Genomic DNA, 20,778 nt, shown 5'->3' on the forward strand with positions numbered 1-20,778 from the left:
GCTTCGGGTAGAACGGGTGGGGTATCGGGGATGAAGGGCACTAACAAGATGACACTATGCAGCCCTAACGAAACTAAGAGCCAGGGACGCAACAGAGGACTGGACATAGACAAGGACTTCCACACAGACGGGTCAGCGTCGCAATTTGACGGTAGGGGTGTTCATGTCATGATTTTTGGTGGCGCGGGCGACGCCCGCGCCACCAAAAATCATGACAGTTCTAGTGCTTTGTCAAGTATTTTCTGACGGGTGATGTGCCGCGCGAAGCGCGGCACATCACCCGTTTTAACTGTCAATGTTTAATGGACAGACTACTGGGACTGTCGTAATTTGACAAGGTTATTGAAAATAACTTGAAAGAAGTATCTAGCAGATGGGCGATCGCTGCCAACCCAAGTTAGAGAGCAGATCCCGTTTCTCAAAGGATCATACCTGAATTCTGGGTTTTTCAACGTCTAAACCAAAAGCTTAAAGATGGCATTACCCTAATAAATTTAGATTCCTAATTAGGAATTACTTGCATTAATAGTACAATAACTTGCGACTGGTATTACAGGTTCAGGCAGTAGCGACTGGCTCCGATGGCTGACGCGCTGCTGTCAAACCGTCAAACAGCGATGTCAACTTAACTCACCTGTTGTAGGAGTAACCCGTTTTATGACGATGACTAGACGTGCTTTTATCGGCACAGGTGCGGCGATCGCCGCGATCGCCATCAGTCCCCTGACCAAACGTGACCGGGCGATCGCCCAAACCCCAACTCGATTGGCACAGGGGAGTGTCCTCAATCTCTACTCGGCGCGCCATTACGATACCGACGATACGCTCTACCAGAGCTTTACCGAAGCCACTGGCATTCAGGTCAATCTGGTAGAAGCGGAAGCAGATCAACTGATCGAACGGCTCAAAAGCGAGGGGGCAAACAGTCCAGCAGATGTATTAATTACCGTTGATGCCGGTCGTCTCTGGCGAGCCGAGCAAGAAGGGCTATTTGAACCGATTTCGTCGCCCGTGTTAGACGCCGCTATTCCGGCTAATCTGCGCCATCCCGATGGGCTTTGGTTTGGCTTGGCAAAACGGGCGCGGGTGATTTTCTATCACAAAGATCGGGTGAATCCGGCGACGTTGTCTACCTACGAAGATCTGGCAGATCCCAAATGGCGCGGGCGCTTATTAATTCGTTCTTCTACCAATGTTTACAACCAATCACTGGTGGGGGCACTGCTGGAAGCTAACGGAGCCGCCGCGACCGAAGAATGGGCGCGTGGGGTTGTGGCGAACTTTGCCCGCCCACCGGAAGGCGGCGACACCACTCAACTTCAGGCGATCGCCGCTGGAGCTGGAGATATTGCCGTTGCCAATACCTACTACTACGTTCGCTTACTAACGTCCGAGAATCCAGAAGAACGGGCTGTGGCGGAGCAGATTGGTGTGTTTTTCCCCAATCAACGCGATCGCGGCACCCACGTCAACATCAGTGGCGGTGGCGTGCTCAAAACTGCACCCAATAAAGCTGCTGCACAACAGTTTCTAGAGCATCTGGTTAGTGCTGAAGCCCAACGACTTTTTGCCCTGGGCAGTTATGAATATCCAGTGCTGGCAAATGTGACAGCCGACCCAGAGGTGGCAGGGCTAGGCACCTTTAAGGAAGATGCGCTTGATGCGGCTGTGTTTGGGCGCAATAATCTGCAAGCCCTGCAAATGATGGATCGAGTCGGTTGGCGGTAGAGACGTTCTAGGCAAACGCCTCTACCCGAAGCAAAGTGGGCAGACCAGGCAGTCGGTTTCTGTCCACTTTTATTTCTTATACCGTGTCCCTTTAGCCGATGGCGTTTTTCTGTCGGAAAAACACCATGCGAAAAACGTCGTGGGTCAAACGCGTCTCATGGGGACGAAGCATCAAGACTTTAGACCTCCGAGGTTTTGAAAACCTCGGAGGTCTCATACCGTTTCGATAGCAATTGAATAGTTAATTAAGACGGGGTGCAGGGCAATACCTCTCGGTTAAGAATTGGAAGCCCCTGCTTCGATCCCCCCTAGCCCCCCTAAAAAAGGGGGGAATCCTTTCCCCATCTTGATTTAAAAGCCCCCCTTATGAAGGGGGGTTGGGGGGATCTCTAGCCTAACAGCACTAACCAAGAAGTATTGGGGTGCAGGGGTGAAACCCCTGTCCGGGGACACAGCCCCCGCGCCCCCTGTCCTAACCAGCCCTTCATACATGAATAGCGATCGCAATCCATCCATCGCGAGCAATTCATCACTCTCAATCCATCGGTGACGGCACAGGTTTAAGCCAACACTAAGGTTGCCACCACAATGGTGACTAAAATAGCGTTGTAAACGGCGTGATCGCCTGTACTAGCCATCACTCCAGCTTCTTGAGATTGCAGTGGATCTTGCGTTTTTTTGAAGTGGCGATCGTAAACATACTTGTAACGGCAGGCAAACAGAAAACCGGGCAAAATCAAAACAAATCCGCCCAAAATTGGAATTCCGGCAAGCAAATGCACTAACCCAAACTGAGTTGAACGAATCGCAATTTGCCGCCAGGTATTGGCTCCCCGCCGAAAAATATGTTCTTCTAACCGTGCCCAAAACGGAATCCCCAGCATCAATAAAAACCAGAAGCCCAGAACAAAAAGTGAGGCGTAGTTGAAATGGGTCGGAAAAAATTGGGCTAGAAATGCGATCGCCCCCGTTGCCGGATGGACGAAAGCTGCCATGTGCATGAGTTGTAGAGAACTCATCGCCGTGTCAGAACTGAAGCCAAGACTTGTCGAAAACTGTCGAAATAGATTAAACGGCTGAAACAAAATATTTCCCGGTTGCCCAAACACCCAATTTGTCCATCCCCACTGCAAAAAAGCAGGTGCATAGGCGTCTGCCACCCCATAGGTGATTAATGTAGCGATGAGAATGCCGACTGCCCGAACATAGGTGAGAATGCCCGTTTGGAAATAGATCTGACGAACGAAACTGAGTTTGGTGCGATATTTCCAGACCTCAATCACCAGCACAGCAAGAATTCCCACTGACAGCAGTGTAGATACAATCTGCCGCAGGGCATCCATCCAAGAACCCTGGACCAGGGCAAAGAGGGCAACCAACCCCAGCAAAAGTGCCAGCCGATATTTGAGAAACCCGATGATCGTCTTGAAATTTTGGCAGAGTGGACGACGCGTTTCGGGATGAAACAGATGGGGCACCAGCTTCCCCGTCATGCTCAAACACACCACCCGATAGAGTGCTGCCGGATAAGACTGGGGTTGGCAGGCACTCGCGCGATCGCAACAGGCGATCGCCCCCTCAAAGCGTCCCGATTTCAGCAACAAATACGCCTGATACACCCAGGCGAGAGCATACCAGGGTTGGTGAGGATTGCGATTGCAGGCGATCGCCTGTTCAAAACACACCAACGCTTCTTCCTCTCGACTCAAATGAGTCAGCACCACACCCCGGTTATTCCAGGCTTTATCAAAATCAGACCGCACCGCCAGCGCCCGATCAAAACAATCCAGTGCGTCTTGATGCCGTCTCAGCCGAAATAACACGACCCCCCGACTCGTCCAGACCTCTTCCGACTCCGGCTGTAGGGCTAGAGCGCGATCGACACTTTGCAACGCGAGTTTTCCCTGCCCTAACATGGCTAAGACAAACCCCCGACCCCCAAGTGCCCTGAATGCATCGGGCTGAATCGCTAACGCAGCGTCATAACTGGTCAACGCCTGCCGATAGCGTTTGAGATAGCGCAGGGCGTCTCCCCGTTCTGTCCAAATCTGGGCATCGGTAGCATCGGTAGCATCAGCTAGTTCAATCGCCCGGTCATAGCTGGCGATCGCCTGTTGATACTGCCCGTTCTCCAGCCACAAATGCCCCAGCCGACTCCACACCTGTACCTGTTCGCTGACCGAGCCAGTCGCAGATTCCAGCCAATCCTGACACTGGGTCAATGTCCACTGATGGATTAAGTCCTCCGGTTTCATGTTCTATAGCGCTTCGCGATGGGATAGATTTCGGGGGTTGAGAGAGCTGCGCTTCGCGCAGCTCTCTCTCAACCCCTTGTACTTCATGCAATTGAAATTCGGGGTTACGGACTGGACGGTTTGGGTAGGGTTCAGCCGCGATCCAAAACCATCCTCGCCTCAGTCTAATATGGACAATGGTTCACCCGAATGGGACGATTGACTGTGAACGATTGCTATTGCCTGAGACAGGTTGGAGGATTGAGTAATGACCGCAGGATCAGATCCCGTTAAGTTGATGAAGCAGCAGGTCGGTAAAGCGGCTGCCGATCGCGTTCAGTCAGGTTCAATTGTTGGCTTAGGAACGGGGTCAACCACCGCTTATGCGATTCAGTTTTTGGGCGATCGCCTCAAGTCCGGTGATCTCAAAGATATCAAAGGCATTCCCACGTCGTTTCAAGCAATCGTATTGGCAAGAGACTACGGCATTCCGCTGGTGTCGCTGGATGAAGTGGATCACATCGACATCGCCATTGATGGAGCCGATGAGGTCGATCCAGACAAAAATTTGATCAAAGGTGGTGGTGCTGCCCACACCCAGGAAAAAATCGTAGATTCTCTAGCCGAGCAATTTATTGTGGTGGTCGATGGTTCTAAATTGGTGAGCAAACTGGGGACAACCTTTTTGCTACCCGTAGAAGTATTACCCATGGCAGTCACCCCCGTAATGCGGGCGATCGCCAAAATGGGAGGCAAACCCGAACTGCGGATGGGTGTGAAAAAGGCAGGTCCCGTTGTCACAGACAATGGCAACCTGGTGATCGATGTGAAATTTGATCACGGCATTGATCAGCCTGCCGAATTGGAAAAAACCCTGAACAACCTTCCCGGTGTTTTGGAAAACGGTATTTTTGCCGGGGTGACAGATCTCGTGTTGGTCGGTGAAATCAAAGACGGACAACCCATCGTCCGAGAAATTTAAGCGTATCGCCTGGGATAATCACTTGAGACAGCGGATGGGATGTCGTGCTTCGCACGACATCCCATCCGCAAAGTCTAGGCAGGTTTCGAGAAGTGGTTTAGCCGACGAGCCAAAAGCTTGGTCTTAAGACCATATTCGATCGCCTCTAAAATCCGAATTACACCCGTTGTGTTAATCATTTCTGGGGAAATGCCAACCCGTTGGGCAGCTTGCATCGCTTTTTCGGTTAATTTATGGCTGGTATAACCCGTCATAATCAACAACAAATCAGCGCTAGCAATATGGTTTTCGGATTGCTCCGCAATCTGGGGTCCTGCCTGAGCCGTACACCAGACCAGCGTTACGTTGGAATCGCGTAAACGGTTGCGAACCGCTGTTTCCAGGCGATCGTGACCGCCAAAAATCACCACCTTTCCTTCTAAATCAGAATAGGGGTTGGGTCGTTTTTCAGACGGACGATGGCGAACGCGCGGTTGAATATCGTAAACCCGATCGACACGGGCACGATTTTCCAGGGCTTTGTTGTAGATAAAGTTGAGGGTTTGTTCGTGGCTTCCCCGCAACCGGGCAACGGGTCCTTCTTCGCTATGCTGATTAATTTGGTTGATGAGAATATCCACCACTTCTTCGAGTGCGCCGATCGCCTTTAAGTCGTGGATATAGCCCCTCACCGTCACAGCGGCATCCGTGGCACTAAAGAAATCTTCCTGCTCGGCAATCATTTCCAGCAAATCGTCTTTTAAGCCCTGCCGCCAACGATTGGCTTGTTCAGACAGGCGTTCATCCAGCAATCTCTCTTCATTCAAGATCATTTGCCGATCGACCGCCTGGGCTGCCAGCATGGGGGCGTCTGCTATTTTTTTGCGCAGGTCGGCTGCCTTTTCCTCTAGTTTCTTGCGGTTAATACTATCAACAAAGTCTTCTGGGCTAAGAACCGATAAGGTTTCTTCGATTTGTTTGAGCAAGGGTTCCAGACGATCTCGAATTTCGGCGATCGCATGGTTAACCTGGTCATCTCGCTGCTGTTGCAGGCGTTTTTCTTCTAACTCTATTTTGGCGAGGGTTAATAAGTCCTGTACAGAACTTTCTATTTCATCTAGCTCTGGAATATCCATACATATTGTCCTTAAAACAGGGAAACACAGTTATCTACGTGTTGCAGGAATCACATCGGGTGAATGGCGATCGCTGGCGATCGCTCGGTTTACCACTAGTACAGCAAATGAAAGGGTTTGCACTACTAGTACAGCAAAACGAAAGTTTTGTAAGGGGTGAAGGGGTGGAACCCCTGCTTGGGGGCGAAGCCCCCAACCCCCCAGGTTGCAAAATTTAGGGTTTGCACTACTAGTAGCGTATCAGGATCTATTTCTGTACCTCGTTCACTGGGGGAGCTGGACTTTTTCCGTAAAAAACTCCAGTGTCCCTAACAGATGGGGTTTAGGGGTAGAGATTGGGTGAGTTTGATAGATTAGCCTCTGCACTCACCCGGTCTGCAAGAGGTCTAATGTTTAAGGTGAAGAGCTATCAGTTACGAAATATGGCAGTTGCCAGATGGGTTAAGACAGGGGAAGAGGTGAAACCCCGAATTGAAGGTGCAAACCCTCATGTCTCCTGTCTTTAAGATTGATAGCCAGCGCTATAGTTGCCCACGGTGGAAAAGCGTATTATCCACAGTACCAACCAATTGCGTCAGTCTTAACTCTATCTTTATATAGCGATCCTATTTGATTTGGGTGGCATTGGACAAAGTCAGCTGTCCGTTCCACTCCGGCTGGGATCAAACCCGTCCTACAGCGAAAGACGGTTAGAAAGGGGATGCTGTGCCCCTAGACAGAAGCAACCACCAACCACCCGTTCGCTAGTCTCCTTGGGATCGTCGATTGGATAAAACCGAAGATTTATTTTTTAGGATCGTGGACTTAATAAAACCGAAGATTTACTTTTGGAAGCGCGGCGGAGCCACGCTTCCAAAAATAAACGTCCGGGTTTTAATTGATTTGTGATCCTTAGCAGCGCGGCGACGCCACGCTGCCAATCATAAACGTCCGGATTTTAATGAATTTGTGATCCTCAGCAGGGAGGTTTGACCCTCTGCCGATCAGGTACGACGCGCTCTATCCCTTCGTATTAAATAGGTTGAGCCGTTTTAAATAAGACTGCCCGATACCGTAGCATTGGGCGCAGATCACGATCTGCTGCCTCTGTTGCCGTTTATCGATCTGCTGAAACACCAGTACACCAAATTAAGAGTTTGGGCGGGGTGGCGGGGATAAAATCCCCTGGTGGGGGGCAGTTTCCACCTCCCATGTGGCAATATTTGGCGATTGCACTACCAGTCTTCAACAACAGTTTTCAGCAACAGTTTTCGGTAACAGCCTTCGGCAACAGTCTTCAGCAATAAGCCTCCAGTAACAGTCTTCAGCAGATTTACAGGGGGGATGTACGTGCCGACACGGACAGGAAACCTATCTAAGTCTATTATTGCTACTTTTGAATAGGTTAAGTAGCGTAAGACAACTGAAACTTTTCTGTGAGCAGTTAGATTTTTCTATGCAATATCGGCGTTTTGGACGTACAGAACTTTCCATACCTGTTTTCTCTTGCGGAGGAATGCGGTATCAGTACAAATGGCAAGATATGCCGATTCGGGAAATCCCGCAAGACAACCAGGATAATTTAGAAGCCACCATCCGTCGATCGGTGGAATTGGGCATGAACCACATTGAGACGGCAAGGTGGTACGGAACGTCTGAAGTGCAGCTGGGTCAAATTTTGCCCACGTTGCCCCGTGAACAGCTGATCATTCAAACCAAAGTAGGACCAAGTGCGGATCCAAACGAGTTTCAACGGACGGTAGAAACCTCGTTGAAAACTCTTCAGATTGACTACATCGACCTGTTAGGGCTGCACGGCATTAATACACCCGAACTTTTGGACTATAGTCTGCGACCGGGTGGTTGTTTAGACGTTGCCCGTCAATTTCAGGCGCAAGGGAAGGTGCGGTTTATCGGATTTTCGACCCATGCCCCGACAGATGTGATTTTGCAAGCGATCGCCACGAATCAGTTTGATTATGTCAACTTGCATTGGTATTACATCAACCAGACAAATTGGGCGGCGATCGCCGCAGCGAACGAACGAGATATGGGTGTATTTATTATCAGTCCGTCCAATAAGGGGGGGCTGCTGTACGAGCCACCGCAGAGGTTAATTGACCTGTGTGCCCCGCTCAGCCCGATCGTGTTTAATAACCTATTTTGCCTGAGTCACCCGCAAGTTCACACATTAAGCGTAGGCGCGGCGCGACCGACCGATTTTGATGAGCATCTCAAAACTCTAGAATTGTTAGACCGTGCCGATGAAATTTTGCCCCCCATCATCCAACGGCTGGAGGATGCTGCTATGCAAGCATTGGGAGAAGAGTGGTACAAAACCTGGCATGTTGGTCTGCCCCAACCCCATGAAGTTCCGGGCGAGATCAATATTCATACCATTCTCTGGTTGCGAAATTTGGCGATCGCCTATGACATGGTGGAGTATGGCAAGATGCGCTATAACCTGTTGGGCAATGGTGGACACTGGTTTCCAGGTAAGACAGCAGAGGCGATCGAGCAACTCGATTTGCGTTCCTGCCTGGTTCACAGCCCCCATGCCGACAAAATTCCAGGTTTTTTAGCCGACGCTCATCATCGGTTAGGGGGGCAGGAGGTCAAACGATTATCGCAACAATAGATCTGCCAATTCGTTTGGGCGGGGGCTTGCCCCCGCCCAAACGACCCCCAACCCCTTAGAATCACATCAATTAATGAACCTGTCATTCTTTTTGAGAGAGCGGCGGCGGAGCCGCCGCTCTCTCAAAAAGGATCGGGTTATCCTCAATGTGCTAAAGGTCTAATGCATTGATGTGCTGAGATGTGCTGAATGAATCTGTTGAAAAGCGGCGCGGCGCTTTTCAACACAGTACGAGTCTGAGTGCGTGGCGCTATACTCTCTTTGCTATAGGATCAAGGAGAGAGGCTAATGGTCTTGATGTTGTAAATTGATTCAATCATGTCTTTAGACAATCTGCGAGACCTCTATCAACAGGTCATTCTGGAACGCTACAAGAAGCCCCGCAATCGGGGTAAAACCCAGCCAGTCGATCGCTATCAAAAAGGGCATAACCCTTCTTGTGGTGACACGATTGAAATCACGCTGCATCTGAGTCCAGCGGGCGATCGCATTGAAGATGTCAAATTTGAAGGCGAAGGCTGTGCGATCGCGATGGCATCAGTCGATTTGATGGCAGATGCATTGAAAGGGAAAACGGTCGATGACGCGTTAGCAATGGTTCATACGTTCCAGGCGATGATGCGAGGAGAGGCAGAGTTTCCTCAGGAGCTGCGCAAACTCAATGTCATGCAAGGGGTTGCCCAATTCCCTGTTAGAATCAAATGCGCCAACCTGGGCTGGCATACGGCTAAAGCCGCTTTAGAACTCTCGCCCAACGCCCAACCCGCTGGCTTTGTTAGTAATGAATAACGCTAAGGATCACGGATTTAATCGCCTAAAATTCTTGGGTAAGGGCGCACAGCGCTGCGCCCCTACGGTTTGCTGGGATGACCTTGTCTAGAAATTACCTAAGGGTCTGGCTGGAACCTTGATTTTTTCTGTCCTCTAGTCTTATGGGCAGGCAACATCAATCCTCCTAATCACCATTCGGATCGGTTCGAATAACCTTTCTAATCTCTAACCTTAATCAACTTAAATTCAGACTGATGTTAACAACTGCCGATTTCCTTAAAGCGTCTCAATGGTCAGCGTATCTGACTCTGTTGTGTGGTGCGATCGCCACGTTAGGTTTTATTTTGAAATGGGGAATCCGGTTCCGTTTTGTGGGCATTACGGGTTTTATGGGGGTTCTGACCGTGGGGTTGTTTGCCCTGGGCTTAGTGCCTATTACCCGCACTGTGATTCCTGGTGCTGCCCGGTTCGTCACGGTTTATGATTCGGGTGCCGCTCAGGTGGTGATTACGGTTCCGACAGAAACCAGTGCGTCTGAGTTAGAACCGACCCTGAGACAAGCCGCCAGTGATCTGTTTTCTCCGGGACGACTGACCCCTAGAGATGAAAAGCTGTTGATTCGGGTGCGGACGATTTTGCATCCAGCAGAGGGTGTCTCGAAACCCCTGTATTTGGGTGAAGTTAAGCGATCGCTCTTTGTTCGAGATGACGACCAGATGGAAATTAAACTCTATCCCGAAAATATTGCCCAATTGCCTGCTAAACCCGAGGCAACGTAAGCCTTTGATAGATAAAGCCAGCGATTTATAGTTATTAACGCGGTGACACTGTGCTGATAATTAATAAACGCCCAAGTTTCTGAAATTTTACTCAGTTCACTAAAAAGGGGGTGATGCGGCTAGCCGCATCACCCCCTTTGGCTCTAAGTCGATCGATCGGGAGGCTTAGTTGACCACCCGCATATTCTGTTTTTCTAAAACCTTCAGACAAGAGCCAGCCAGATCTTTACACAACGGCTTGAGCGACTGGGGAAACTGATGAGCCACTTCATGCAATTGATCGCGAAGCACCTGTTCATTTTCTTTGCCCGTCAACAATTCGGCTTTCAGCAAAATTGCCCGAAACATGAGCGCAATATCGTTGTTGTTTGCGGTTTGTGGATGTTGGGTTTTAATTTCAAGCCAACGTTGCTTGAGTGCCGTTAAAAGAAGCGTATGAAGTGTCATGTGCCAAGTCTCCATCACCTGAAATAGGTGTCACGTCTGCCAAAAAGCGGAAATCTCTATTTGCCTTTACTCAGCTCTTGAGAAAACACAGAATGTTTCGTGTAAAGACCTTATAAGCAATTGTAAAGACCCTTTAAAAGATATCTTACTTGCATTCAGTAAATCACTTTAGGTAACGATGCACTAGAGGGTAGACGCACCCCATTGAAATCGATTTCTTGCAAAAAGAAATCGATTCCTTGCAAAAACTATTGGCGGTGGGGGGAATCATACTGTCGAAGTCGTCCTGATACAGAGAGTATCCTAGTGATAGGTGGGCGAGGGCAGAGTTCTTCCTTGCGATAAACCAGGGATGTGAGCTAACACTATGAAGCTTGCCTACAGGATCGTAGATTGAGTCAAACCCAAGTTTGTTTGAGAGAGCGACGGCTGCGCCGTCGCTCTCTCAAACAAACATACAGGTTCATGCCTATGGGCTCCTGGTATACCCAATTAAAAATTTTGGCGGGAGTGAAAATCTCCTCTTGGGGCACAGCTTCCACTCTCCCAGGTGCAAAATTGAGTATTTGCACCATGAGTGGAATGTATAGCAGTACGCATGAGGGTTAGGACGGGGTGTAGGGGTTTCACCTCTGCGTGGGGGCGGTGCCTCCCTCCTGAGGTTCTGACTGAATGGTGTAGAACCCTATCTAAAAAAATAATTTGAAATTATTTTCAGCAAAATGGCTAGCAAGCGGCAGTAACCCTGTTAAAGTTGAAACTTTCCACAACAATCTACCAGGCTAGTACAGCAAAACGAAAGTTTTGTAAGGGGTGAAGGGGTGGAACCCCGTCTTGGAGGCGAAGCCCCCAACCCCCCATGTTGCAAAATTTGGTGTTTGCAACACTAGTAAAGCAATACGGTCGTTTTAGGATTACGACCTGACTAAAGTGAATCTATGAGAAAGGGTGCCTCAAACACTAAGGTCAACAAAGAACATTTTGTTCCTGGAAATGTACGTGAAACCAACTTGGAAAGCAATTTATCCCTGGATTAAAGAAGCAGTGAATAGCTTAGATTCGTTAGATTCACTTCTTCAAGAAGCTGCGGAGCGCTTAGCCACAGTCCACCAAGCAGACTGTGTCGTATTCGCAGGCATGGGCTCCAGGGAGATCGGGACGCTGAAATGTTATGCCACACCGGGTGCATGGCACAGCTTAGAAACCTGGTTGGAACCTGATGCCTTGACAATCGAGGTAGATGATTCGACCCAGACGATGCCAGACAGCCAGGTGCGTCAGTTTTATCTAACGGCTTTTCCTGCCTGGTTAAGCGAACAGCAAGAGACACCCCATGTAACCTGTTTGCCCACGGGGGAGTTAGTCGTGCCCGTCCCCAGTCGGGGTGACATTCCCACCCAGCCGATCGCCACCTCTGCAACAAACCACAATCCCTTACAACTCGTTTTGATGTTGCAGCGATCGCCAGGGCAATTGCAACCGTCCGGTTTAAGAACCGTGCCGCCAACGGCTGAGATGGATTCACCGGCAGAGATGGCAGAGCAGTGGATTGAGACATCGTGTTGGAGCGACGCAGAGGTAGAAGCGATTCAGATCAGCTGTAGCCAATTGGGGCTAGCTTATAGTGCGCTGTATTGGCGGCAGCGGTTAGAGCAATCGCGGCAGCAGTCTGCCCTAGTGGGGCGGATTTCGCGGTTGCTGAACTCTAGCCTCAACCCCGATGAAATTGTCGGGCGGATCGTTGCCGAACTGGGACAGGGGTTGGAATGCGATCGCTGTATTTTGGTGGATCTGCGGCATGAATCTGCCATGATTTTGGCAACCTGGGATCATCCTAACCAACACCTGGACCCCTTAAAAAAGCGTGAGATCGATCGACAGCTCTGGCAAGATGCTGTGGAAATGTTCCTGCAAGGCGGCGCATCCTATCTCCAGATTGAGCAAGCCGACCTGGATCCAGATCCGTTACAGGTTTGGTTGGCGGAGCTAGGGGCAGCCTCAGTTCTGATTATTCCTTTATTTATTCAGTCAGAATTTTTTGGGGCAGTTGCCCTGTTGTCGTATCAATATCAGCGGATCTATCAACTGGATGAGTTGCAAACGGTGCGACAGGTGGCAGATCAGGCGGCGATCGCCCTGACCAATGCCCAACATTTTCAAAGCCTGTGGCATCGACAGGAAACCCTGCGGATGCAAAACCATTCGTTGCAGCGAGAAGTAGGGCGAGATGACCTGACTCAGTTGATGAATCGGCGATCGTTAGAACGCGAACTCGAACAACTCAGCACCGTTGCGGTTTGGTCAGTGCAACACACCTTTAGCATCGTCATCTGCGATATCGACTATTTCAAGCTGGTCAACGATACCTATGGGCATCTTGTGGGCGATGAAGTGTTGCAGATTTTGGCACGACGGCTGCAAAATCAACTGCGCAAAGATACCCCCGTTTATCGCTATGGGGGAGAAGAGTTTGTCACGATTCTGGCAGAAACCGGGGTTAAAAAGGCGATAGACGTGGCAGAACGGTTGCGTTATGCCGTTGGGTCAAGCCCGATTGAGACGAGTGCCGGAAAAATTCGGATTACTGCCAGTTTTGGGGTTGCCCAACGACAACCCGATCGCGACCAAAATGCCTGGGACATTGTGCATCGGGCAGATCAAGCGTTGTATGAAGCCAAACGCAAAGGACGCGATCGCGTCAATGCACTATAAAAATGCACTATAAAAAAGCTGACTTTGCCTGCTCAACAAGAAGATGCGTCGAATTAAAAGGGCGTGGGGGCACCGCCCCCACGCAGGGGTTTTCACCCCTGCACCCCGCCCTAACTCGAGTGTGTTTAATGAATGCTAAACCTTGGGTTACCAAGATTTAGATGGCAATTTTGCCACCATCATTCCGGGTGATGATCACCGTAGCTGAGCGGGGACGAGCATTACTGCCATCCGGCCAGTGACTGGTAAATTGAGTTGGGTCGGTGGCTGAGCCACTATTTTCACCAGGATGCTGGATATTAACGAAAATGGCTGTGCCATCGGGCGATTCAGTGATGCCTGTCACCTCACAGTCCCGTGGTCCTACCAAAAAACGACGCAACACCGTCGGGCTAGCAGACTGACCCATATAGGTTTTAACCGTCTGATCGCCATCGGCATTGGTGGGTACTGCCTTGTTCGTTACCATTTTTTCTGCGCCATCTCCGACCGACCCCGGCAACGCTGCCAGCATCATGCAGTTCGTCGCATCGGTGTAGTAACCATCATCCGTTTGAAGCCACAACAGACCAGGCACGGCATGGCTAAACCAGAGACCATCTGGACTGGAAAAATCATTCTCATCAGTCAGCCCTGACAGGTTGACGTCGGCTACTGCATCGGCTTGGGCACCAAACAGGTAAACATCCCAGTTGAATGTGGTCGCTGTAGGGTTGCCACCCGACTCACGCCAACGAATAATGTGACCGTTGACGTTGCCTTGGCTGGTGGTTGCATCCTTGTCATCAGCGTAATAACGAGGATTTGCAGCATCTAGAGGTGTTTTTGCTCCCCGTCCACTGCTGCTCGATACACTATTGGTCAACGTGAAGTAAACTTCTCCATTGACTGGGTTGACGCAGCCCCATTCTGGGCGATCCATCTTGGTTGCCCCCGCTGCATCAGCGGCAATACGGGCATTGATCAGCACATCGGCTTCATCAGCAAAGGCATAGTCAGCATAGCTCGCAATATTAGGATTGCTCAGGGTCAAGGGTAACCATTCTCCCGTCCCGTCGTCGTTAAACTTTGCGACATACAGGGTTCCTGCATCCAGGTATTTATCTCCTGCTGCCAAACCACCCGTTGCATCGGCGGGGTTCCAAACCTCAGCAGACACAAACTTGTAGATGTATTCGTTACGAGCATCATCCCCTGTGTAAAAAACGAGGGGTTGACCTGCAACAGCCTGAGTTGACCAGCATCCTTCATGCGCCATGCGTCCGATAGAGGTTCTCTTTCTAGGAGTTGCATTGGGATTGAACGGATCAATCTCTATAACCCAGCCGAAGGTATTGGCAACATTGCGAAAATCCTGGTTGGCATCACTGCCCGTTTTGCTGGCATCCCAACGACGGTAAAGATCGGTATTGTCAGAGGCACCCGCCCGCGACCAGTTGTAGCGACCAGATGTGGCATTACCGATGCCATAGCGTTTGAAGGAAGCTAATTCTTTCGCACTCAAGACGGTATCCTCTTCCCGGCGATGGAAATACCCAGCCCAGTTTTCTTCGCCGCTGAGAAACGTTCCCCAGGGAGTATAACCATGCCCGCAGTTGTTTACAGTACCGCGTGTCTGCTCACCGTTGGGGGAGAAGGCAGTAACCATCAGTGGGCTGCGACGGGCGGAACCAGATATCTCAAAAACAGTGGCTCCCGTAATACGGCGGTTGTACTGCGAATTGAGATTGATTTGATAGGTAGAACCCTGTCTGGCGATCTCAACAACACTCACACCATGTGCCGCAACTTCTTTATCAATCTCAATGGATGGACGAGCAGCGGTGCTATCTAAACCGTAATCGGTCGGTCCGTTGGGGTGGACAAAACCCTTGTCTTCACAAACTTCGTGATTGATGCAGAGCAAGGCGCGATCGCTGTTGTTAGGGTCCCAGCCATTCCCTGCTGAGTTAAGCCCAAAGTATTGCATTGCATCGTGATGATCGCCAGCCCGCAGATCGAAGTCATCATCTGTACCGTTATTTTGGTACGGAGTAACAGTGCTGTTAAGCGGGTCGCCTGTCGCTAAAAGAACGCGAGCAGTGTAGCCATCAGGCACGATCAGGGTATCAGCTGTGCTTTTGGCAACGGGAGAAAAGCTCAACTGTAGATCTGGTGTGCTAGCGACAGCGTTGCCAGTTTTCTTGACCGAATCTGTCAGGAAGGCTAACCCCATGCCCAGCATGGAAGCTGCTGCTAAGGATGAGCTACCTTTCAGAAAACCTCGACGCCCCATGCGCGCACGAGCTAAGACCTGATCAAACGAATCGTTTGCAGAGGTATTGTGAATGACATCATCAGGATTGATAGCCTTTCTGAGGGAAGCTCGAATATCGTATTTTTTCGCCATAGCAGAGCCAGTTGAAAGAATTTTACGTAAAGACACAGGTGATCCTATGAGGTTTAGTCAAAGAGCTGTTTAACAACTATTTATCTGTTCTTTAAGAGTTAAAGGTCTTTCTCTGTGAATCTGAGGAATGTATCGGAGGAACAGGCACTGCTCTTTCATTACCCAATGCCAGCCTTACACCACAAAAAGAATTTGCATAGGTGATGTTCTATGGTTCTACGCAATCTAGTTAGGACTTCGAGAGGACGGTGCCCCCACGCAGGGGTTTTACCCCTGCACCCCGTCCTAACATGCGTACCGTTATAGATGTGTGGTTGATTGTTTGGAAAGGCGCGCTCCGCGCGCCTTTCCAAACAATCAACCACACAGGTGCTGACCGCAGAGTGGATTGCTATGCATAGAAACCCTACTCACCCTTTACTATATTCCAAGGAATGTTACTATATTCCAAGGAATGTTACTGAAGGTCTATCATGCTTTCTCGACGCAACTTCATTCTGATTGCAGGGTCTACGGCTGTCGTTGTGGCAGCCGGTAAAGCAGCCATTGACTTAGACAAAATGCCACCGAGTGCGATCGCCGCTTGGTCGGACTCTAAACCACCTGAACCAGATATTCGTAAGCGCGTGTTGTCTTATGCAATTCTGGCTCCCAATCCCCACAATATGCAGCCCTGGCTGGTTGATCTGCGCCACTCCGAACGCATTGACTTATATTGTGACCGCACCCGATTGCTGCCGCAGACAGACCCATTTTCTCGTCAGATTTTGATTGGGCATGGAACATTTCTAGAATTGTTAGATCTTGCCGCCAGTGCAGAAGGCTATCGAACGGACATTACCTATTTTCCCCAGGGTGAGTTTGGCGATCGCATTGATGATCGCCCTGTTGCTTCAATTCGACTCATCCCAGATGCCAGTCGAGAGTTAGACCCTTTGTTTCACCAAATTCTGCAACGACGTAGTGCCAAAGTTCCTTTCGATATAACCAAACCCTTGCAGCCTGAGCATGAACAGGGCTTAGCTACTGCCTATACGGATGCGAGTTGCCAACTCACTATTGCCACTGACCAACCACGAGTTTTGGGATTACAGGGTATAGTGCAAGCGGGTATGGAAATTGAGTCGCGAACCCCGCATACCTATCAGGAAAGTATTGATGTGATGCGGATTGGAGCGCGGGAGGTTGCGCAACATCGTGATGGAATTGACTTGCTCGGAGCGCCGATCGGATGGGGCCGTTTATTCGGCATGATCAGCAGAGAAAAGCTGGCTGATCCGACCTCACAAGCATTTAAATCAGGGGTAACACTGTATCGAGATATGGCACAGGCAACGCCTGCTTTTGCATGGATAACAACGAACGATAACACGCGTGCAAATCAGCTAGCCGTTGGTCGTGCCTATGCGCGGCTAAACCTCATGGCAACGGCATTGGGAGTTGCCCTACACCCTATGAGTCAGGTGCTGCAAGAGTATGCAGAGATGCAAGCCTTACAGCGAGGGTTTTTAACAATGCTCAGCATTCCTGAAGGGCATACGGTGCAAATGTTAGTGCGATTGGGATATGCTAAGCAACCTGACCCTTCTCCTCGCCGAGATTTGCAAGATTTGCTGCTAACTTAAAACGCTATGAGTGGTCATGATCCTGAAAAACTAAAGCAAATGCTAGTTTGGATTGGAGTTGCCAACCAATTAACCACGACGCGATTCAACCAATTAATGGCTGAGAGCAGTTTGCCTTTACCTCAGTTCGCCATGTTGAATCACTTCAGCCGTAATCCGCAGCAGGGTTACACAATCACTCAGCTTGCTTCAGCGTTTCAGGCTAATCAACCCGCGATTACAAAAACAGTGCAGCATCTGCTGAAAAAAGGCTACTTGGATGTCCAAGTCAGCCAAAAGGACAAGCGCGTTAAATATCACTTCATCACTCAACCAGGCTTAGACGCACACCGGAAGGCGATCGCTCGTATTATTCCTGATGCTCAACTCATCTTTGCAGAATGGAGTTCTGAAGAAATCGATACATTACACCAGTCTTTGTTTCGCTTAAAGAATTGGTTAGATGATCACAGAGATACAGTAGCGGATGGCAACGGCGAAACATAACAGCCAACCCCATCGGCAGCACTTAACTTCCTGATTGACCGACCAATCTTTGTAAGGGCAGTTGAGTAGGCAGCTTTGCATCAAAACCGTTTCAGCATTGCAGGTCGATGTCCCCAATAATGCGGCGATTAGCTCCTGCTAACCGTAGCAGGATGCCTATCGAGTCTTCACCCCATTCACGTTTAGCGATGAAATCTTTGGCTTCGGGGAATTTTTTGTGGAGGAATTGCCTGAGTCTGGGAATGAGCGATCGCCTGATGTCAATCAGTTCTCGCCTTTGTAGTAGTTTGTCTCTGACCTGCTTGAGTTCGACTGGTTGTACCCATGCGGATTTGTCCTGCCATTTGAACAGGCGCTCACTCAAATACAGATGATTTTAAGCTGTGTGTATCGTTAGGTTACATGCAGTTTTTTGTAGGGACTGTTTGTAAATGACATAAGCGATCGTCAAACAGCTATCTATTGCAATATCGGACTCTACCATTTAAGGTATGCCCTCAATGAAACAAGAGGGCTGAACCCCTGATTTAGTCAAGATTCTTAGGTTCAGCATAGTTGAATTTAAGGAAGTGAGTTTACCTGCAAGGCGAGAACTAATCTCGAAGTGGAACCGTAAAATTACTGAATTAGCTTCGAAGAAATATCTAATTTCGGTAACTACTTAAAAACAATATCCGCTAAAAAACTTAGAAAATTAAGTTTTTTGCTCAACAAATTCTAATCATAAGTTTAAAACCAAAGTTGGAATATGAATTTCAAAAAAGAGAGCTAGATCACAAAATTTCAACGATTTCGAGTACCTACAGATTTTAATTTGAAATATCAATTCAAAGATTTTCAAGTTCTTCCCAAGTTTTTCACATTTGATAGTTATCTTTAAGTGAAAAGCAAATCCACCCTCTTCATGGGCAGTGAAACCTTTTCTATAAAAGACTTTATGGTGGAATATAAGCTTTCTAGATATAGCCTTAAGTCAGAGATTATATAGATCGTCTATATAGGTATTCTATTCCTATATAGCCATAAATACTTTTTTGTTTTCCACAATAATGATCATTTCTTTAGATATGAACAAGCTAAAAGAGCTTGAAGTTTGCCTTATATTTATTGGCTAATTCGCAAGGAATTGACTGAGATAATTTTATCAAGGAGTCATTCTACAAAAGTAGCCGTTTTCATGACAACCCTCTTTAAGGACAGAGAAGTGAATTCTAATTCCATCATTTTTGTTGACTCCACAGTTGAAAATTACCAGTATTTATTGACTGGAATTGCACAGAATATAGAAATCGTCATCTTAAATGTATTCGAGGACGGCATTCAACAAATCACCTCTGTCCTTGCTGACCGTTCAGCGTTCGAGAAGGTTCATATCCTTGCACATGGTGCGCCCGGATGTCTCTATCTCGGTAATACCCAACTCAGCCTTGATACGTTAGAGCGCTATGCTTGGGACTTGCAGGCTTGGTTCCCTTCATCTCCCCAAACCTCTATCCCCCCATGCCTTTCTCTGTATGGCTGTAACGTTGCGGCTGGAGATGCAGGAACAGAATTCATTCAAAAAGTACATCTGTTGACAGGGGCTGAAATCGCAGCTTCGAGCCAAAAGGTAGGACATTCATCTCTGGGTGGAAGTTGGATTTTAGATACTACAACGGGAAGCATTCCAAGTTCTCCTATTTTTTCTACCGAAACTCAAGAAAACTACGTTGGCGTACTTGCAATTAATATCAGTGGTCCGACAACGGAGTGGATTGCAGTCTCCTCAGTCTTAAATGCGTTTGATTATTACAATGATCAACAAACTGGGAGTGGCGAGGGCGATATTGTTGGCGGTTCCAACCCTGGATTTTATCTTCAGTTTGATAATGCCGGTACTACAGCAAATGGCACCGATGGCACCCTTGCATTTCGAGTACGTTTAGGCAGCGATAAGCCCGGAAATGGTACTTTTGATCGAGTGTTTGTCGTTGGCATTGATGCCAATCGAGATGGCAAAATCGATATCTTTGTTGGTGTCAACAACTCAGGTAGTGCAGATACCCTTTCGATCTGGAAAAATGATCCAACCCAAGCAAATATTTCACCTTCTACAACAGGCGTTATTTCGCCAGCTTTTCTCGATGTTCCGATCACCGCAAGCAACTATAGTTTTGTCCCCGTTACCACCACTAACAATCCTGACGCAACTAGTACAGATGTCGATGCTGACGGGGATACAGACTATTTCCTGAGTTTTAGCTTCAACTTTAGTCAAATTGTCTCTGTCCTTGCAAGCCTACCCACTCCCATTGTGGTCACGGATGCCTCCGTGATTCAAATGGTCATCATTACAGCAGCACAAGACAATGCGCTAAACCAGGACATTGGCGGGTTTAACGATCAAACGGGCGATCCAAGTTTGACCTATGCACAACTCGGTGCAATTAGCGTCCCGATTAGCTTTAATGGCACCATTCCAAATGCTGCTCCTGATGCAGTTAATGACAGCGCTAGCACATCAGAAGACACTCCTGCCACTATCAATGTTTTAGCAAATGATACCGATCCGGAGGGGGATGCGCGCTCCCTAATCTCGTTCACTCAAGCAACTAACGGTACCGTTACGCAAAACGATAATGGTACTCCTGCAAATCTAAGCGACGACACGCTTGTTTATACACCAAACATTAACTTCAACGGTACAGACACGTTCACTTACACGGTTAGCGACGCTAGTGGTGGCACCGATACCGCCACCGTCACCATTACGGTTAACCCAGTCAACGATGCCCCGGATGCAGTCAACAACACAGCCACGACTAATGAAGACACCCCCATCACCAACCTCAATGTCTTGGGCAATGACACCGATGTCGATGGCAACCCCCTAACCGTCACAACCGCGACTGCA

General features: G+C 48.9%; 14 protein-coding genes. 9 read left to right on the forward strand and 5 right to left on the reverse strand.

Annotated elements, in window-relative coordinates:
- Positions 1-657 precede the first annotated feature (657 nt).
- Positions 658-1,728, forward strand: coding sequence for a Fe(3+) ABC transporter substrate-binding protein (locus ACR6Z4_RS30370; RefSeq protein WP_479721099.1), 1,071 nt, complete (start codon positions 658-660; stop codon positions 1,726-1,728).
- A 560-nt stretch (positions 1,729-2,288) separates the two neighbouring features.
- On the opposite strand, the gene ACR6Z4_RS30375 is transcribed toward ACR6Z4_RS30370, so the two are convergent.
- Positions 2,289-3,983, reverse strand: coding sequence for a tetratricopeptide repeat protein (locus ACR6Z4_RS30375; protein WP_479721100.1), 1,695 nt, complete (start codon positions 3,981-3,983; stop codon positions 2,289-2,291).
- Positions 3,984-4,230: 247 nt separating this feature from the next.
- Between ACR6Z4_RS30375 and rpiA the strand changes: the two genes are divergently transcribed.
- Complete coding sequence (gene rpiA, locus ACR6Z4_RS30380; protein ID WP_479721101.1) at positions 4,231-4,944, forward strand: ribose-5-phosphate isomerase RpiA; 714 nt, start codon at positions 4,231-4,233, stop codon at positions 4,942-4,944.
- A gap of 74 nt (positions 4,945-5,018) precedes the next feature.
- Here the strand turns inward: rpiA and ACR6Z4_RS30385 are convergent, their stop codons facing one another.
- Complete coding sequence (locus ACR6Z4_RS30385; protein ID WP_479721102.1) at positions 5,019-6,059, reverse strand: DUF2325 domain-containing protein; 1,041 nt, start codon at positions 6,057-6,059, stop codon at positions 5,019-5,021.
- A 1,435-nt stretch (positions 6,060-7,494) separates the two neighbouring features.
- On the opposite strand from ACR6Z4_RS30385, the gene ACR6Z4_RS30390 reads away from it, so the two are divergent.
- From ACR6Z4_RS30390 to ACR6Z4_RS30400, 3 genes are all read left to right on the forward strand, one after another.
- Positions 7,495-8,676, forward strand: coding sequence for an aldo/keto reductase (locus tag ACR6Z4_RS30390; RefSeq protein ID WP_479721103.1), 1,182 nt, complete (start codon positions 7,495-7,497; stop codon positions 8,674-8,676).
- Positions 8,677-8,994: 318 nt separating this feature from the next.
- Positions 8,995-9,465: a Fe-S cluster assembly sulfur transfer protein SufU gene (gene sufU / locus ACR6Z4_RS30395; RefSeq protein WP_479721104.1), complete on the forward strand. Its 471-nt coding sequence runs from the start codon at positions 8,995-8,997 to the stop codon at positions 9,463-9,465.
- Between the two features lie 236 nt (positions 9,466-9,701).
- Positions 9,702-10,226 carry a DUF2518 family protein gene (locus ACR6Z4_RS30400; protein ID WP_479721105.1) on the forward strand — a complete coding sequence of 175 codons (525 nt, stop codon included), beginning with the start codon at positions 9,702-9,704 and terminating at the stop codon, positions 10,224-10,226.
- 165 nt (positions 10,227-10,391) lie between these two features.
- On the opposite strand, the gene ACR6Z4_RS30405 is transcribed toward ACR6Z4_RS30400, so the two are convergent.
- Entirely contained in the window at positions 10,392-10,673 is a 282-nt protein-coding gene (locus ACR6Z4_RS30405; RefSeq protein WP_479721106.1) for a hypothetical protein, read from the reverse strand.
- A gap of 999 nt (positions 10,674-11,672) precedes the next feature.
- Between ACR6Z4_RS30405 and ACR6Z4_RS30410 the strand changes: the two genes are divergently transcribed.
- Positions 11,673-13,385, forward strand: a complete 1,713-nt coding sequence (locus ACR6Z4_RS30410) for a sensor domain-containing diguanylate cyclase (RefSeq protein ID WP_479721107.1) — start codon at positions 11,673-11,675, stop codon at positions 13,383-13,385.
- Positions 13,386-13,542: 157 nt separating this feature from the next.
- On the opposite strand, the gene ACR6Z4_RS30415 is transcribed toward ACR6Z4_RS30410, so the two are convergent.
- Positions 13,543-15,774: a PhoX family protein gene (locus ACR6Z4_RS30415; RefSeq protein ID WP_479721108.1), complete on the reverse strand. Its 2,232-nt coding sequence runs from the start codon at positions 15,772-15,774 to the stop codon at positions 13,543-13,545.
- 473 nt (positions 15,775-16,247) lie between these two features.
- On the opposite strand from ACR6Z4_RS30415, the gene ACR6Z4_RS30420 reads away from it, so the two are divergent.
- Entirely contained in the window at positions 16,248-17,399 is a 1,152-nt protein-coding gene (locus tag ACR6Z4_RS30420; protein ID WP_479721109.1) for an Acg family FMN-binding oxidoreductase, read from the forward strand.
- Positions 17,400-17,405: 6 nt separating this feature from the next.
- A complete protein-coding gene (locus ACR6Z4_RS30425) occupies positions 17,406-17,885 on the forward strand; it encodes a MarR family winged helix-turn-helix transcriptional regulator (protein WP_479721110.1) in 480 nt (159 codons plus the stop codon).
- Positions 17,886-17,976: 91 nt separating this feature from the next.
- On the opposite strand, the gene ACR6Z4_RS30430 is transcribed toward ACR6Z4_RS30425, so the two are convergent.
- The gene (locus tag ACR6Z4_RS30430; protein WP_479721111.1) at positions 17,977-18,249 is read right to left on the reverse strand and encodes a hypothetical protein; all 273 of its coding nucleotides are present in this window, start codon (positions 18,247-18,249) and stop codon (positions 17,977-17,979) included.
- 813 nt (positions 18,250-19,062) lie between these two features.
- On the opposite strand from ACR6Z4_RS30430, the gene ACR6Z4_RS30435 reads away from it, so the two are divergent.
- Positions 19,063-20,778 (forward strand): DUF4347 domain-containing protein (locus ACR6Z4_RS30435; protein ID WP_479721112.1); only part of this gene is annotated, 1,716 nt, incomplete at its 3' end.

The organism is Calyptranema fuscum S582 (assembly GCF_055793305.1).

Bases quoted from the DNA above. Each gene is read 5' to 3' on its own strand.
- ACR6Z4_RS30415 (WP_479721108.1), bottom strand. From the start codon at position 15,774: ATGGCGAAAAAATACGATATTCGAGCTTCCCTCAGAAAGGCTATCAAT.
- ACR6Z4_RS30390 (WP_479721103.1), top strand. From the start codon at position 7,495: ATGCAATATCGGCGTTTTGGACGTACAGAACTTTCCATACCTGTTTTC.
- ACR6Z4_RS30370 (WP_479721099.1), top strand. From the start codon at position 658: ATGACGATGACTAGACGTGCTTTTATCGGCACAGGTGCGGCGATCGCC.
- ACR6Z4_RS30375 (WP_479721100.1), bottom strand. From the start codon at position 3,983: ATGAAACCGGAGGACTTAATCCATCAGTGGACATTGACCCAGTGTCAG.
- ACR6Z4_RS30420 (WP_479721109.1), top strand. From the start codon at position 16,248: ATGCTTTCTCGACGCAACTTCATTCTGATTGCAGGGTCTACGGCTGTC.
- ACR6Z4_RS30425 (WP_479721110.1), top strand. From the start codon at position 17,406: ATGAGTGGTCATGATCCTGAAAAACTAAAGCAAATGCTAGTTTGGATT.
- sufU (WP_479721104.1), top strand. From the start codon at position 8,995: ATGTCTTTAGACAATCTGCGAGACCTCTATCAACAGGTCATTCTGGAA.
- ACR6Z4_RS30385 (WP_479721102.1), bottom strand. From the start codon at position 6,059: ATGGATATTCCAGAGCTAGATGAAATAGAAAGTTCTGTACAGGACTTA.
- rpiA (WP_479721101.1), top strand. From the start codon at position 4,231: ATGACCGCAGGATCAGATCCCGTTAAGTTGATGAAGCAGCAGGTCGGT.
- ACR6Z4_RS30400 (WP_479721105.1), top strand. From the start codon at position 9,702: ATGTTAACAACTGCCGATTTCCTTAAAGCGTCTCAATGGTCAGCGTAT.
- ACR6Z4_RS30405 (WP_479721106.1), bottom strand. From the start codon at position 10,673: ATGACACTTCATACGCTTCTTTTAACGGCACTCAAGCAACGTTGGCTT.